The 14,123-nt window shown below is 70.4% G+C and carries 16 protein-coding genes; 10 read left to right on the forward strand and 6 right to left on the reverse strand.

From position 1 onward, the window contains the following. The coding region (locus ACFOWE_RS32665) for a helix-turn-helix transcriptional regulator (protein ID WP_377294806.1) at nt 1-188 on the reverse strand (188 nt) is incomplete at its 3' end. A 63-nt stretch (nt 189-251) separates the two neighbouring features. On the opposite strand from ACFOWE_RS32665, the gene ACFOWE_RS32670 reads away from it, so the two are divergent. Continuing rightward, a complete protein-coding gene (locus tag ACFOWE_RS32670) occupies nt 252-638 on the forward strand; it encodes a VOC family protein (protein ID WP_377294722.1) in 387 nt (128 codons plus the stop codon). 456 nt (nt 639-1,094) lie between these two features. Here ACFOWE_RS32670 and ACFOWE_RS32675 read toward each other — a convergent pair whose 3' ends face one another. Further along, nucleotides 1,095-1,529 carry a hypothetical protein gene (locus tag ACFOWE_RS32675; RefSeq protein ID WP_377294724.1) on the reverse strand — a complete coding sequence of 145 codons (435 nt, stop codon included), beginning with the start codon at nt 1,527-1,529 and terminating at the stop codon, nt 1,095-1,097. A 520-nt stretch (nt 1,530-2,049) separates the two neighbouring features. Between ACFOWE_RS32675 and ACFOWE_RS32680 the strand changes: the two genes are divergently transcribed. Further along, nucleotides 2,050-2,790 (forward strand): Type 1 glutamine amidotransferase-like domain-containing protein, encoded by a 741-nt coding sequence (locus ACFOWE_RS32680; RefSeq protein ID WP_377294726.1) that lies wholly within the window; start codon nt 2,050-2,052, stop codon nt 2,788-2,790. 437 nt (nt 2,791-3,227) lie between these two features. Here ACFOWE_RS32680 and ACFOWE_RS32685 read toward each other — a convergent pair whose 3' ends face one another. Together ACFOWE_RS32685 and ACFOWE_RS32690 are read right to left on the reverse strand one after the other, a co-directional pair. Then, on the reverse strand, nt 3,228-4,337 hold the full coding sequence (locus ACFOWE_RS32685) for a serine hydrolase domain-containing protein (protein ID WP_377294728.1): 1,110 nt from the start codon (nt 4,335-4,337) through the stop codon (nt 3,228-3,230). An 83-nt stretch (nt 4,338-4,420) separates the two neighbouring features. Next, nucleotides 4,421-5,053, reverse strand: coding sequence for a DUF4097 family beta strand repeat-containing protein (locus ACFOWE_RS32690; protein WP_377294808.1), 633 nt, complete (start codon nt 5,051-5,053; stop codon nt 4,421-4,423). Nucleotides 5,054-5,335: 282 nt separating this feature from the next. Between ACFOWE_RS32690 and ACFOWE_RS32695 the strand changes: the two genes are divergently transcribed. From ACFOWE_RS32695 to ACFOWE_RS32715, 5 genes are all read left to right on the forward strand, one after another. Then, a complete protein-coding gene (locus ACFOWE_RS32695) occupies nt 5,336-6,070 on the forward strand; it encodes a GbsR/MarR family transcriptional regulator (RefSeq protein ID WP_377294730.1) in 735 nt (244 codons plus the stop codon). 367 nt (nt 6,071-6,437) lie between these two features. After that, nucleotides 6,438-6,731, forward strand: coding sequence for a hypothetical protein (locus ACFOWE_RS32700; protein WP_377294732.1), 294 nt, complete (start codon nt 6,438-6,440; stop codon nt 6,729-6,731). 58 nt (nt 6,732-6,789) lie between these two features. Then, complete coding sequence (locus tag ACFOWE_RS32705) at nt 6,790-7,809, forward strand: aldo/keto reductase (protein ID WP_377294734.1); 1,020 nt, start codon at nt 6,790-6,792, stop codon at nt 7,807-7,809. 283 nt (nt 7,810-8,092) lie between these two features. Beyond that, complete coding sequence (locus tag ACFOWE_RS32710) at nt 8,093-8,680, forward strand: M48 family metalloprotease (RefSeq protein WP_377294735.1); 588 nt, start codon at nt 8,093-8,095, stop codon at nt 8,678-8,680. Nucleotides 8,681-8,981: 301 nt separating this feature from the next. Further along, on the forward strand, nt 8,982-9,110 hold the full coding sequence (locus tag ACFOWE_RS32715) for a hypothetical protein (RefSeq protein WP_377294737.1): 129 nt from the start codon (nt 8,982-8,984) through the stop codon (nt 9,108-9,110). A gap of 106 nt (nt 9,111-9,216) precedes the next feature. On the opposite strand, the gene ACFOWE_RS32720 is transcribed toward ACFOWE_RS32715, so the two are convergent. Next, nucleotides 9,217-9,591: a hypothetical protein gene (locus ACFOWE_RS32720; RefSeq protein ID WP_377294739.1), complete on the reverse strand. Its 375-nt coding sequence runs from the start codon at nt 9,589-9,591 to the stop codon at nt 9,217-9,219. A gap of 213 nt (nt 9,592-9,804) precedes the next feature. On the opposite strand from ACFOWE_RS32720, the gene ACFOWE_RS32725 reads away from it, so the two are divergent. The 3 genes from ACFOWE_RS32725 to ACFOWE_RS32735 all read left to right on the forward strand — a co-directional run bounded on the left by ACFOWE_RS32725 (nt 9,805) and on the right by ACFOWE_RS32735 (nt 11,740). Further along, nucleotides 9,805-10,152: a DoxX family protein gene (locus ACFOWE_RS32725; RefSeq protein WP_377294740.1), complete on the forward strand. Its 348-nt coding sequence runs from the start codon at nt 9,805-9,807 to the stop codon at nt 10,150-10,152. Nucleotides 10,153-10,346: 194 nt separating this feature from the next. Then, a complete protein-coding gene (locus tag ACFOWE_RS32730) occupies nt 10,347-10,799 on the forward strand; it encodes an RNA polymerase sigma factor (RefSeq protein WP_377294810.1) in 453 nt (150 codons plus the stop codon). After that, entirely contained in the window at nt 10,796-11,740 is a 945-nt protein-coding gene (locus ACFOWE_RS32735) for a hypothetical protein (RefSeq protein ID WP_377294742.1), read from the forward strand. Before ACFOWE_RS32730 ends, ACFOWE_RS32735 begins: the two co-directional genes overlap by 4 nt. A gap of 183 nt (nt 11,741-11,923) precedes the next feature. Here the strand turns inward: ACFOWE_RS32735 and ACFOWE_RS32740 are convergent, their stop codons facing one another. Next, entirely contained in the window at nt 11,924-13,963 is a 2,040-nt protein-coding gene (locus ACFOWE_RS32740) for a cellulose binding domain-containing protein (RefSeq protein WP_377294744.1), read from the reverse strand. Between the last annotated feature and the right edge of the window lie 160 nt (nt 13,964-14,123).

Raw genomic sequence — 14,123 nt, forward strand, 5'->3', positions numbered from 1 at the left:
AGACGGTAACCGCCCCAGGGCCCGGGGTCGGACTCGATGCAGTAGCCGAGTTCCCGCAGCCGGGCGACGTCCCGCCGCACCGTGCGTCCGGTGACCGCCATCCGCTCGGCCAGCTCGCCGCAGGTCCAGGCCGGCCGTGTGGACAGCAGCGAGACCAGTCGCAGCAGGCGGGCGGAAGTGCTGATCACATCTCGTAGTTTTCCTCATGACCAGGACCGAACCTGTCCTGGTCCCGTCCTAGTGTCCCTCCCATGAGCACTGGAACCACAACCGCACCGGCGATCCGTTTGCTGTCCATCGACTTCGACTGCCCGGACCCCGCCGAGCTGGCCCGTTTCTACGGCGAGGCTCTCGGCCTGCCCGTCGTCTACTCCAGCGACGACTTCGTCCTGCTCGGCCGGGAGGGTTCGCCGGGACTGGGTTTCATCCGGGCCGCCGACTACCGGCGTCCGACCTGGCCGGACCCTGCCCAGGGGAAGCAGGCGCACATGGAACTGGGCGTCGACGACCTGGAGGCGGCTCAGGCGCGGATGCTGGCTCTGGGCGCCGTGGAGGCCCCGGTCCAGCCGCATCCCGAGGAGCGGAGGGTCCTGCTGGACCCCGCCGGCCACCCGTTCTGCATCTCCACGCAGAGCTGAGCGTCATCGGCCGGCCAGGAGAACGCGTTTGCGCAGGAGATCGGGGTCGGCCCGGCCGCACATCCGCCTCTTGACCATCTTGATGTGGTTGACATGGCCTTCTATCCGCCCGGAACCGCAGGGCAGGGTGAGCCCGGCCCTGGCGCGTCGAAGTCACGGTGCGGACCGGTGCTTTCGCCGCGATAGCCCATCGCGGTGATCTCCTGGTGGAGCTGTTCGGCGTTGTGCACCCTCCTTCCCGGCGTTGCCGCGGTAGGAGGTCCGGCTGCGGCCGGTCTGGGGCGACACACCGGGACAGAGCCCACCGCCGCAGACGCTCACCGCTCAACTCGCAGGAACATGATCATGCGGAGGCCGGTTCATGCGCTTCTGGACGTGACCCTCAACCTCCCCGAAGGCCGGCCTCCGATCGCGGGCGTGCGCCTGAGGTCCCGGAGGGCTTGCCCGCCCTCGCCCTCAGGAAGACGGGCGTTCTTTCTCCAGCGCGGTGCGCAGCGTCCGGTAGTGCCGGGCAGCCTGCTTCATGTCGCCTCCGGGGGCGCCCACCGACCCGAAGGTGGTCTCGGTGGCCCAGTAGCAGACCACCGCCACGTAGAAGGTGCGGCAGAACGCCGCACCGCTCAACGGTCCCGAATCGACCGGCTGCAGGTCCTCGATGTCGTAGAGCACCGTTCTGATGGCGGCCTCGGGGTCGGGGAAGTCTCCGGGGGTGACGGTGATCCTCACCTCGTCATCGTGGTCGTCGGCTTCGCCACCGGGAACGATGTAGAGGCCGGTCACCGTCCGGCCCATGGCGTACTTCTCGCCGGCCTCGGGGTTGGTGTGGCGGACGTCGGGCTCGGGATGGTCGTAGGGGTCGCGCTCCCAGTTCCGCCGGTATCCGGCGATCACGTCGGGGAGATCCTTCGACGTCGCCCGCATGGCGGTGGACGGAACCACCGGCGCCGGGGAGGAGGGGGAAACGGACGCTTCCGGGGTGGCGCTTCGCGCGTCACAACCGCCGATCGACAGCGACAGCATCAGTGCCGCTGCTCCCATCCGCAGACGCGGGACGTCATTCATGATCTTCGCCTGTCCTCACATGCCTGATCATCGTTGCCATCGCGGCGCCCGCCGTATTCGCCGGCACGGATCAAGGCTGTCCACTCTCACCGCAGAACACCGGAGGGTGATCCGGATCGCATCGGCACGACAGCTCCGCCGACGGGGTCCGCATCCTGCGCCGCCCATGTTCCGTGATCTCCTGGCACTGCTCCGGTCCGGAGCCTGCGGCGATTCTGCACGCCGGTACTGGGGGACGGCTTGCTGATCACTTGAACGCATCCGGCCCCGCGGCCGATCAGGGCCGCCGTTCCTGCGGCAGTAGAATTCGATCTTGCCGGTGCCTGCTGCGGGACAAGAGGATGCGCGTATGGCCAGAGAGCGACAGATCCTGGCGTGTTCGGGCGTCCTGAACCCGCCGGAGGGCTTTCCCCCGGAGCACGTGGGCGCCCAGATCTGGCAGGCGCTCCGGCTCGCCGGCGTCCGCAGGCCGCGCATCTGCCTCATCGCCACCGCGGTCGGCGACTCCCGGGCGTACATCGACCGCTGGTACGAGCGGGCCGGGTTCTTCGGGGCCGGGGAGACGTCGCACCTGGAGCTGTTCGCCCGGCCGAACGTCACCGACGTCCGTGCCCATCTCCTGGCCCAGGACGTGATCTTCGTGTCGGGCGGCAGCGTGGTGAACCTGCTGGCGGTCTGGCGTGCCCACCGTCTCGACGCCGTGCTGCGGGAGTGCTGGGAGGCGGGGGTCGTCCTGGCGGGGCAGAGCGCGGGCAGCCTGTGCTGGCACCTGGGCGGGGTGACCGACTCCTTCGGGGACGCGCTCGACCCCATCACCGACGGCTTGGGCTTCCTGCCGTACAGCAACGGGGTCCACGACGACCTGGCCGATCAGCCCCGGAGCCGGCGTTTCCGTGAACTCGTCGGAGCGGGGGAACTGCCGGACGGGTACGCGACGGAGGACGGCGTCGCCCTCCACTACGTGGGAGACCGGCTGCACGAGGTCGTGAGCGTGCTGCCCGGGCGGAGCGCGTGGTCCGTCGAGCGCGACGGCGCGGGGCACCGCGAGGAGGCTCTTCCCGCCCGGTACTGGCCACCTGCTGGTCTGTAGCAACGTGCGGAGGCCCTTCTGCGGTCCGAAGACCTCACAGTCCCGTGCGACATGCCTGCCAGGGCTCAGGGTTGCGTCCGCGGACGTGGTGTGCAGCAGCAGCAGCGCCGTACGGTGGAACCGGCTTGCGCGATCACGCGGCACCGGCCCGCATCCACTTCTCCACCAGGGCGGTGGGCCGCTGATGAGGTGTCCGCTCTTCCCCGCGGATCAGAAGGTCAGGGGTTCGAGTCCTCCCGGTCGCGCCACATGAGGAAGGCCCTCGAGCAGGCATTGCGTTGCTCGGGGCCTTTTGCTCTATGGATCGTCCCGGTTCGTCGCCGACACCATCGCAGGCACCGGTGGCTTCCGGGTGACTCCCACTGTGTGCCGGCCTTCTCTCCCCGCCGAAGCGGGCGAGCCGATCCGGCCTGTGCGGGTCCGCGTGACCCGGCCTTCTACTGAGCCGGCTCGGCCTGCCCGCCGCCGAACACCTCGGCGACCAGGCGCTGGACCGCCTGCTGGAAGGCCGCTCCCATCGACAGGTCGGCGTCGTCGACGTAGTTCAGCGCGGCGGTCAGGGTCCTGCGGCCGTCGGGCGTGCCGTACATCAGCGCCGCGTGGCCGGCGGCGCCGCCGTTGTGGGTGATGACGGTGCCGCCGCCCGGCGTCTCCTGCACGAACACGCCCAGGCCGTAGCCGGCCTTGGACTCCGGCGTGCACATCTCGGCCAGCAGCGCGTCCGGAAGGAGCTTGCCGCCCAGCAGCGCGGAGATGAAGGTGTGCAGGTCGCGGGTGGTGGAGATCATGTCGCCGCCGCTGGAGATCCAGGAGGGATCGTGCCGGGTGACGTCGACCGTCCTGTGCTCGCCGGCGTCCTCGTAGCGGTAGTAGGCGCGGGCGTGCGGCTCGGGGATCTCCGTCCCGGTGGTCGGCTGGACGGTGCCCGACAGGCCGAGCGGCCCGAGGATCAGCCGGTGCATCTCCTCGGCCACCGGGCGGCCGGTGACCTTCTCGATCAGCAGCCGGGCCAGCACGTAGTTGGTGTTGGAGTAGCTCCAGTCCGTGCCCGGCTCGAACCGCGCCGGCTTCGACAGCGCCAGCCGGACCAGCTCTTCCGGCCGGTAGGTCGTGAACCGGTTCTCCACCCACTCCCTGCCCGCCGTGGTGGCGGGGATCCCCGGCGTGAACGTGCCGTCCTCGAAGTACTCGCCGGTGAAGTTGAAGATCCCGCTGGTGTGCTGCAGCAGCATCCGCACCGTGATCCGCCGGTCCAGCCCGAACCCGGGCAGGTGGTCGGCCACCGGGTCCTCCAGCCCGATCCGGCCCTCGGCCACCAGCTGCAGCACCACGGTGGCGACGAAGGTCTTGGTGTTGCTGCCGATCCGGACGTGCCCGTCGACCGGCGGCCCGGCGCTTCCGCCCAGCTCGGCGGTTCCTGCGCTGCCGGTCCACTCGCCGTGCTCGTCGTGCACGCGCAGCGTCACTCCGACGAAACCGGAATCGATCATCTCTTCTATGGCCTTCTGCAGCTCCGGGCGGGCCTGGTCGGAACGGGTGGTGGACATGATGGTGTGCTCCTTCGGAACCGTTGCGGAATTCGACTGGGCGGATGGGTGGACGGGATCGCTGCGCCCTGAGGGACGCCCTCTTACAGGCTGCGGGCGGTGATGTCGCCGTAGGCGGTGGTCGCGTGGATGTTCAGGCCGGCCGCGGCGCCGTCGGTGTTGGTGAGCGCGTTGTGGACGCGGCCGTAGGTGATGCCGGCGTCCAGGGACGCGGAGGTTCCGCGGGCGGTGCCGACCGAGATGTCGCCGTGCTCGGTGCGCAGCGTGACCGTGCCGTGCACGGCCTCGGTGATGCGCAGGTCGCCCTTCCTGGTGCTGATCCGGGCGGAGCCGCCCAGGCGGCCGACCGAGACGTCGCCGGCCTGGAGGTCCAGGTGGGCGCTCGCGGTCTCGTCGAGCTTGACCGTGCCCTGCGCGCCGGTGAAGGAGACGTCGCCGAGCCGCCCGACGCCCCGGAGCTCGGCACTGGCGGCCTTGGCCTCGATGCGCGAGCCGGCGGGCAGCTGGACGGTCACCTCGACGGACCCGGAGGGACCGAAGAGCTGGTTCTTGGACTCGGGGATGTGGATCCGCAGGACGCCGTCGTCGTAGGCGACCGCGGTCTGCTCGGCCGCCTTGACGTCGCGGCTCTTGGAGGCGTCCGCGGGCAGGACCTCGACCGTGGTGTCGGCCCGGTCGGCGGCGATGAACCGGATGCGGCCCGCGGGGATGTCCAGGACCGCCTAGACCGGGGCGGGGGTGTCGAACTTCTGCATGGTGTGCTCCTTCGTCTGTGTCGTGCACCTCGTCGGCGTCTTCTTTCCGACACAGGAAAAGCTACGTTGCCTTTGCGAAAGAAGCAACAACATCATTGCGAGTAACTCATGTAATACCAGGTGAAGGCCGCTAAATCATTGCAACAGACTGAAATTCAAAGCAACGATCTCGATCTCGTTCGTTGCAACAGTGTGAAGGTGAACGCTATGGTGGGGACACCACGGACCCCGAAGGAGGCCCCGATGCCGGGCGGCAGACTCACCCAGCAGGAACGTCAGCAGATCGCGCTGGGACTGGCCGACGGCCTCGCCTACGCGGAGATCGCCAGACGCCTCGACCGCCCGACCTCGACGGTCACGCGCGAGGTGATGCGCAACGGCGGCCCCACCGCCTACCGCGCCGACCTCGCCCACCGCGCCGCCGAACGCCGCGCTCACCGCCGCAGGAAGGCCGCGCCCCGGAACCCCGGCACGCCTCCGCAGGCCCACGGGCGCGACGCCGAGGCCGTACGCGAGTACGAGGAGACGTTCACCACCGTCTTCATGCAGTCGGGCCTGCCCAAGATGACGGCCCGGGTGCTGGCCGGCCTCTACACCACCGACTCCGGCAGCCTCACCGCCTCCGAACTCGCCGGGCACCTCCAGGTCAGCCCGGCGTCCGTCTCCAAAGCGGTCACGTTCCTCGAAAGCCAGGGCCTCATCCGCCGCGAACGCGACGAACGCCGCCGCGAACGCTACGTCGTCGACGACGACGTCATGTACCAATCCACGATGGCCAGCGCCCGGTCCACCGCCCACCTCGGCGAGATCGCCCGTCAGGGCGTGGGCGTCCTCGGCCCCGGCACCCCGGCCGCCGCCCGGCTGGAGAACATCGCCCGCTTCGTCGACTTCGTCTCCGAGAGCATCGCCCGCGCCGCGGACCAGGCCCGCGAGATCCTCCACACGAAACCCGGAACGACCTCGGACGGCCCTGCCTGAACGACACCCGGATCCCGGTAAGGGCGAGCGCGGGTACGGCGAGGGCGACCGCGACGGTCCAGGGCGCACGGGCTGCGCCGAGGACCGGGCGTGACCGTGGTCGGGCGCGAAAGTTCCGACCACGGTCGGATGCGCTGGCAGGGGTGGATTTGTCATCGTCCTCATGTGATCGAAGTAAGAGGACTGACGGAGCGATACGGCTCGACGCTCACGCCGGACCGGGATCCCCGGCCTCGCTCCCCCGATCATGGGGTTGGAGCCGCCGTATCTGCCGCCGTCTCCCGCGGCCGCGGCTGTCCTGGTGTTCTGCGCGGTCCTGAGGCGGTGGGCCTCGGTTTCCCCCGCCGCGACTCGTGAGGGAGAAGACATGCGAAAGGTCATTCGGGTCCTCGGGCTCGTCCTGGGCGCCTACCTGATCGTCCGCGCTGTCGCGGAACCGTTCGTCATCGATGTCTCCGACCCGGCGACGTACCGGGACGACTGGGGCGGCCCCGGTCTCGCAGGCGTGCTCGCAGTGCACTGCGGGCCCGGCCTCATCTCGGCCGCGGTGATGGCATGGGCACTGGTGCGCCGCCGATCTCGGCCGGGTGAGCGAAGCCGTCGAGGTCCGGTGGGGCACCCGGGGGAAGGCGCGGCTCAGGGCGTTCCCGGTCCTGAGTGACGCCCGTGGCGCGGCACGAAGACACGGCACGACACGACACGAGGACACGGGAGAACCGATGCGCTACCGACTGCTGGGCTCCACCGGACTGCGAGTCTCCGAGCGGTTCCTGGGGGCGATGACCTTCGGCGAACAGGGTGGGGTGGGCGCGCCGCCGCAGGAGTGCCGCCGCATGCTTGACCTGTACGCCGACGCCGGCGGCAACGTCGTCGACACCGCGATCAACTACCGCGGCGGGCAGAGCGAGGCCATCGTCGGCGAGCTTCTGCAGGGCCGCCGCGACCGCTTCGTACTCGCCACCAAGTACACCGTCTCCCGCGACGGAAGCGATCCGAACGCCGCCGGCAACCATCGCAAGAACCTCGCGCTCTCGTTGGAGACGAGCCTGCGGCGGCTGCGCACCGACTACATCGACCTGTACTGGGTCCATCTGTGGGACCGGCACACCCCGATCGAGGAGACGATGCGGGCACTGGACGACGCCGTCCGCGCAGGGAAGATCCTGTACGTCGGCATCTCCGACGCTCCCGCATGGGTGGTCGCCAGGGCCAACACACTGGCCGAGTGGCGCGGCTGGACTCCGTTCGCGGGCCTGCAGGCGCCCTACAACCTGCTCAAGCGCGACATCGAACGCGAGCTGCTGCCGATGGCGGAGGCGTCCGGGATGAGTGTCGCGGCCTGGGGACCGCTCGCGGGCGGCGTGCTGTCGGGGAAGTTCACCCGGCCGGGTGGTCCCGAGTCCGGCACACGCATCTCGCCCGACTCCCTCGGGTCGCGCGAGCACGCCGTCGCCCGGGCGGTCCAGGAGGTCGCCGACGAGTCGGGCGCCACCGCCTCCCAGGTGGCGATCGCCTGGACCCGGGCGCGTTCCCGCGCGATCCACCCGATCATCGGAGCCAGAAGCGTCGAGCAGCTCGACGACAACCTGGGCGCGACCGACGTCGCCCTGCCGCAGGACGCCGTCCAGCGCCTGGAGGCGGCGGCGGAGTTCACCACGGGGTTCCCCGCCGACTTCATCGCCGAGACGAGTCCCTGGGTGTTCGGCGAGTCCTCCCGAAGGGTCGACGGACGGCCCTGAGCGGCGGATGCCCGCCCGGGATCACGTTCACCCGTACCCGTCCGCCGGGCATCGACGGAGGCGGGACACGCGACCGGTGGCCGGTGCGTCGTTCGCGTCTCGGCGGGGAGTGTCACCATCGGTCTCGCTCGGTGCTTCACGGATCGATATCGGATGATGCTTTCCGGGTCTTCCGTTCCTTAAGATGCGCTCTGGACTTGATCCGGGTGGTTTCCGAGTAGCGGTGCGGGACGTTGTGCGGATAGGTCGCCTTCCGTATGCCGGCCCATCCGAGGCGGAGCCAATGGACTCGTACACGACCGAGCGGCTGCGCATTCTGACGGCTGCCCTCACCACGCGGGCGGGCCTGGATCTGGACCTGCCCGTCACCGTGAGGGCCATGAGGTGGGCCGCGGCATTCGATGCCGGAGGGATGCGGCGCCGCTCCCCGGGGACTCTCATCGTCCATGAGGAGATCGCCGAGCAGTGGCCGCAGGACGCGCTCGCCGGCCTGGTCGCCCACCAGCTCGGCCACGTCGCGCTCGGATACGTCCACGACGGGTTCATCCTGCATGCCGTCAGGTTCGTTCTCCCCTGGGCGGCCGCGGCATCGGCCCTGTGGGGGGCCCTGACCTCGCAACCCTGGACGCTGGTGGCCGCGGCCGGCTTCTTCCTCGCGGAGCAGTTCGTGTCGTGGGTGCTGCGCCGAAGGGTGTTCGCGGCGGACCGGTTCGCGGTCGACCTGGTCGGAGCAGCCCCTGTGCGCTCCATGCTGCGACTCCTCGACACGGCCGGAGGCGTACGAGGGGTGATCGTCCGGCACCTGGCGTCGAGCACCCACCCCACGTACGAGCAGCGCCTCCGCGCCCGGCCGGTCCGGAGCCGCGCGTGAGCAGAGGACCAGAGGACGGATTCGCGGAACGAAGCGCCAGCGTGCCGCGGACGGAGTTTCCCGGACACGGGGCGCAACGGCATTCGTAATCCTGCGCACTCGTCACAGCCCGTCGCCGAATCGTTCCTTCAAGGTTGTGAGCGGCGGCGCGCCGCCGTACCCCGACCCGCCGCCACCGCCACCCGCCGGCCAGGCGTGCGGCGCGCATGACTGAGGAGCGGCTCTGAATCCCACCGAAGCGGACGACAGACCCTTCGGCTTCTCCTTCGGCGAGGTCCTCCTCCATTTCGTCTACGAAGCCGTGCACAGCATGGTCGTACTCGTCGGCCTGCTGTTCCGCATCGTTCTGCTCGTCGCCGTCGCCGTCGCCGTCGCCGTCACCGTCGCCGTCACCGTGGCGGGGGCGCTCCGGCTCCGGGACGATCGCTAGGGACGTGGCCGCCGTGGCCTGCCGACGGCGGACGGGACGAGCGGGCAGGCGAGTGCGTGCGGTGCGTGAGGAGTGCCGGTCTTCTCGGCTCGGCATGAATCTCGGCTCAGTATGAATCGCTGATCTCGGGACAGCCTGGCGGCTCCACGATCTCGATGCCGATGGGCGGCGGCGCACTGCTCGTCCTCACATCACGTACGACACCGTCGGCCGTCATCCAGTGCGGGAACGAGCCGGCCGGGAGAGCTTCCTTCTTCCACGGCCCCTCCTTCCGCCGTTCAGAGAACGACTCAAGGAACGACTCGTCCAGTGCGAGGTACTCGGCATCTGTGAGGGACCGCACCCGGCGGTCCAACGGGGCGGCGGTGCTGAGCGCCGGCACGGCCGCCAACATCATGATCATCAGCAGGCCCGTGCTCCGCCGCTTCACGTCAACCGGGACCCTCCCGATCAGGTGTCGGCGGTTGATCGTCCGTATCACCGTACGGCGTGGAGGATGCGCGGGGGACCGCTGCACGGCAGCACCGTACAGCGGCACCGCCGTATGCGATCACACCGCACCGGCTCGTATCCACCGCTTCACCGGGGCCGGAGGCCCGCGCATCGTGAACACATCGCGGAGTTATCAACCAGGGCGCGCAGGATCGCTGTCATCAGAAAGCACCAGCTGAGCACCGGCTTAAGGAGCGTCCCCATGTCCACCACCGCCACCGTCGTCACCGTCCTGGCCGCCCTCTGGGTGGGTTTCTCGGCCTTCTCCCTCCTGCGCCGCGCCGAGTGGGTCGTGAAGCCGCTGACGGAGTACGGCGTTCCCCGCTCATGGTGGACCTGGCTCGGCACGGCCAAGGCCGCGGGGGCCGCGGGCCTGCTGATCGGCCTGCTCGTGCCGGTCGTCGGCGTCCTGGCCGGGATCGGCCTGGTGCTGTACTTCGCCGGAGCCGTAGTCACCGTGCTCCGGGCGCGCTCGTACTCGACCGTCGTCTTCCCCCTGCTGTACATGGGCCCGGTCATCGCCGCCCTGGTGCTGGGACACGTCGCCTGACGGCAACGCGGTCACAGCCGCAGGCCGTCACGGGTCTTCGCCGCCGGCACGGTCTCCCCCGCGGAGGCCGGAGAGCGCCTCGCGCGACCGGACGCCCGGGCCGCGTCATCGGCATGTGACCGATGCCCGCCGGATTCCGTCTCCTGTGATGTGATGACTCCACCCTTGTCCCGGAGGCGACCATCGGCACCCGGATCGAGCGGCTTTACCGGGAGCACTGGCCTCTGGTCTGCGGCTACCTCCTGCGCCGTACCCGCGACCCCCACCTCGCGGAGGATCTCGCCCAGGAGACCTTCGTCAAAGCCACCCGGGCCATGCTCGGCTGGCGAGGGGAGTCCCCGGCCTCGTGGCTCCTCAGCATCGCGCGTAACGTCCTCGTCGACCACCTGCGGCGCAGCCGTGCCGAACTGCCGCTGCCGAGTCCGGAGGAACTGGGCGCGCCGGAGCTGGCCATCGACGCCGTTGCGGTCCACGACGTGCTCGGCCGGCTGCCCGAACAGCAGCGGCGGCTGCTCGTCCTCGTCTACTTCGAGGGGTTTTCCCTGGTGGAGGTGGCCGCGATGACCGGCCGGTCCATCTCGTCAGTCAAAACCGCGGTGTGGCGTGCCCGCGCCGCCTTCTCCGAGATGTACGGAGCCGTCCGATGACAGAACCGACCGAACCCGGCGCGCTCGACCTCGAGATCCCCGACTTCGATCCGAAGAGGACGCGCAGGGCCGTACGGGCGGGCGTCATGCGCACCGCTTCCACGGTGCTCGCCGTGCTGCTGGTGATCTGCCTGCTGGCGACGGCGGGATCGGCGTGGATCCAGCGGCGCGGCGACCGGGAGAAGCGCATGTACGACGTGCTGGGCACCGCGCTGCAGGTCGCCAACCCCGGCTACCGGATCCGGCTCGGCGAGACCAGCGCCTCCCCGCTCTCGCTCTCCCTGGAGGTGGGCGTCAGCCCGCTGCGCGCCTATGGCGGATTCTCCGCCGGGGCCGCCTTCGCCGACAGGAAGGAGGAGATCACCCAGGACTTCTTCGGCCGGGTACGGCGGCCGCCGCTCGGCGACGACACCGACACGTCGCTGACCCACGCCCTCTACGACATCGGGACGGGAAACGACCCCAAGGAGGAGATGCGGAGGGTGCTGGCCCGCCTGCCCGAGACGATGCGAGCCCTGGCGGTCGTCGAGTTCGCCGAGCCGATGAGCAGTGCGGAACTCGCCGCCTTCGCCCGGCGGTACGGGGAATGCCCGGAGATCGTGGTCTACGAGAAGCGGCCGCGGGCCACTCCGATCACCTGGGAGATGGCGATGAGACCGAGTTCCATGGACCTGCCCGGGGGCGGCGAGTGCAGCGACTCGCCCTCGCAGACCCTGGAGGGCTTCCAGGGCTGGGTGGGCATGCTGCGCGAGCACGACGAGCACAACCTCAGGAAGTTCGGGCTGGACCTGGCCCGCCTGCGGAAGGCGGCGGCCGAGGGCGCGGCCTACGCCTACGTCAGCGAGCTCTCCCAGGTCGCGGTCCTGCGGAAGGTCGTCGAGGATCCCCGGGTCACGACGGTCCGGGTCGCCGACATCGCCTTCGACCTGCGGAAGCCGTAGCGGCCGGGCGGTGCGGGGGCAGGCGGCGGGCATGCGCGGGGGCGATGCCCGCCGCCTCCGGTCCGCCCGAGGCGGGGGTTCACGGGCGGCGCAGTGCGGCTTCCGGTCCGCCCGAGGCGGGGGTTCACGGATGACGTCGTCCGGGCGTGACGGGGCCGTCCGCGCGGAGACGGCCCCGGGCCGCTACCGGGTCGTGCAGACGGTCCCGTTGAGGGTGAAGACCGCGGGCGGCACGTTCGGGCCGCTGTAGTTCCCGACGAAGCCGATGGTGGCCGACGCGCCGGTGGGCAGCGAGCCGTTGCCGGGCTCGTTGACGACCCTGACGTCCCGCCCGTTCTGCGTCCAGACGGCGCTCCAGCCGCTGCCCAGGCTCTGCCACGCCGTGGGCCAGCTGAAATCCAGGGTCCAGCCGTTGACCGGCGCGCCGTGGTTGGTGACCTCGAGGGCGCCGACGTAGCCGCTGGCCCAGTCGGACTGCTTGGTCAGGCGGACCGAGCACGAGCTGGAGGCGGGCGTGCCGGTCGTGAACGTCAGCGGCGCGGAGGGCGCCGAGGCGCCGCCACCGCCGTCCCGTGCGATCACGTTGACCGTGTGGCGGGTGCCCGGCTTCAGGTTGCGCACGGTGAGCGAGGTGCCGGTGGTCTCGCCGATCTGCTCGCTGACGGCTCCGTTCTGGAGATGGACCTCGTACTTCGCGATCGGGCGGGCGCCGGCGGAGGCGGCGGGCCAGGAGATCGTGGCGGTCCTGTCCGTCACGTCCGAGGCCGCCGGCCGCCCCGGCGCGCCCGGCAGGCCCGCCGGGGCGGAGGCGGGACGCAGGACCACCGTGGTCAGCGAGAGAGGGGGAAGGGTCTGGCCGGTCGCGCTGCCCTTGACCGAGCTGGTGATGCCCGTGGCCCCGTTGGTGTGGGTCAGCACGGTGGGCGCCCCGGACGCCGGGCTGAAGCCGGAGTAGTCGATCGTGACGGGATAGGAGGTGTCGGACGACGTGTTGATCAGCAGGACGGCGAGGTCGCCGTCGGAGCGGCGTACGGCGTGCGCGGAGACCTTCGCCTGGTCGGCCGCGGCCCGGATGAACCGGTCGCCGGGGCGGGCGAACCTGCTCACCATCTGGAGCGCGTAGTACGGCGCGAAGGGCGTGTTCAACCGCGGTTCGCAGACGCTGCCGTCGGAGGTGCACGTCCCGCTGGACAGCAGGCCGAAGTCGCCGTAGTCGGTGTGCCCCTCGACCTGGGTGACGTTGCCGATCCCGTTGCGCACGTTCCACCAGTCGACGGTGAACACCCCGTGGGCCAGCAGCGTGGCGTAGGCGTCGGCGGCGGCCAGCGCACCGGGCTGGGTGTTCGTGCCGTTGCTGTTGCTGCCGGTGTTGAACTCGGTCATCGCGATGCCGATCCGCTCGGAGCCGGCCCCGGCGTGCTCCGCGATCTGCCGGCGGACGAGATGGATCATGTCGGGGATGTGCGCGGTCTTGTCGAGGGCGCCGGGATACCAGTGCAGGACCACGAAGTCGATCTTCGGTCCGGCGGTCGACAGGACGACCTCGTTCCAGGTCCCGTCGTCGCCGTCGGCGACCAGCCCGTCGGGCCAGTTGGCCGGCGTGGTCAGCACCGCGCCGATCTTGATGGCCGGGTCGACGGCCTTCATCGCGTCGGAGTAGGCCACGACGTGGCGCGCGTACTCGGCCGGGCTCTTGTCGGCGTGGTCGTCCGCCTCCCAGGCGGAGCCGTAGTGGCCGTTGCCGTAGTTCTCGTTGCCGATCTCCCAGTACTTGACGCCGTAGCCCTTGGTGACGTTGGCGTGCCGTACCCAGGCCGCGGCCTCCTGCGCCGTGCCGGTGCCGTAGTTGGCGGTCACCATCGGCTGCGCCCCGGTGCGCCGCACCCCGCGCATGAAGGTGTCGAAGTCGGTGTCGGGGGCCACGTAGCCGCCGGGAGCGGTGTGGTCGGCCCAGTGGTAGATGTCGGAGTACGAGCCACCGGGATAGCGCAGCAGTTTCACACCCGCGTCCTTGAGCAGGTCGGCGGTGGTGTCGGTGCCCAGATGGGTGTCCCAGATCGCGTGGTTGGTGCCGATGCCGGTCTCGGGGACGGGGGCGAGCGCGGCGCGGGCGTTGACGGTCACCTCGACCGGGTCGGCCTCGTCGGCGTACGCCGCGGGGGCGTTCAGGGCGGCCAGCGCCAGCAGGACGGCGGACGCGGCGGGTAACAGGGATCTCGGCATCGGCGCACCTCGCAACGGATAGCGGTATTCACTCGACGCCCCCCTGACCCGGAGGCAACATGATCGTGAATGGCCGCCCCGCGTCCGTCAACCAGCGGTGAAACTTTCACGCCGGTCCGGACCCCGCCGTGGCCGGCGAGGTCCGGACCGGTGGGGAGAC

The sequence above is a fragment of the Planomonospora corallina genome (assembly GCF_042650625.1).
Classification (GTDB): domain Bacteria; phylum Actinomycetota; class Actinomycetes; order Streptosporangiales; family Streptosporangiaceae; genus Planomonospora_B; species Planomonospora_B corallina.

What these genes read in the sequence shown, in the direction of transcription:
- ACFOWE_RS32670 (WP_377294722.1), top strand. Translation starts at nt 252, where the DNA reads ATGAGCACTGGAACCACAACCGCACCGGCGATCCGTTTGCTGTCCATC.
- ACFOWE_RS32680 (WP_377294726.1), top strand. Translation starts at nt 2,050, where the DNA reads ATGGCCAGAGAGCGACAGATCCTGGCGTGTTCGGGCGTCCTGAACCCG.
- ACFOWE_RS32685 (WP_377294728.1), bottom strand. Translation starts at nt 4,337, where the DNA reads ATGTCCACCACCCGTTCCGACCAGGCCCGCCCGGAGCTGCAGAAGGCC.
- ACFOWE_RS32695 (WP_377294730.1), top strand. Translation starts at nt 5,336, where the DNA reads ATGCCGGGCGGCAGACTCACCCAGCAGGAACGTCAGCAGATCGCGCTG.
- ACFOWE_RS32700 (WP_377294732.1), top strand. Translation starts at nt 6,438, where the DNA reads ATGCGAAAGGTCATTCGGGTCCTCGGGCTCGTCCTGGGCGCCTACCTG.
- ACFOWE_RS32705 (WP_377294734.1), top strand. Translation starts at nt 6,790, where the DNA reads ATGCGCTACCGACTGCTGGGCTCCACCGGACTGCGAGTCTCCGAGCGG.
- ACFOWE_RS32710 (WP_377294735.1), top strand. Translation starts at nt 8,093, where the DNA reads ATGGACTCGTACACGACCGAGCGGCTGCGCATTCTGACGGCTGCCCTC.
- ACFOWE_RS32725 (WP_377294740.1), top strand. Translation starts at nt 9,805, where the DNA reads ATGTCCACCACCGCCACCGTCGTCACCGTCCTGGCCGCCCTCTGGGTG.
- ACFOWE_RS32735 (WP_377294742.1), top strand. Translation starts at nt 10,796, where the DNA reads ATGACAGAACCGACCGAACCCGGCGCGCTCGACCTCGAGATCCCCGAC.
- ACFOWE_RS32740 (WP_377294744.1), bottom strand. Translation starts at nt 13,963, where the DNA reads ATGCCGAGATCCCTGTTACCCGCCGCGTCCGCCGTCCTGCTGGCGCTG.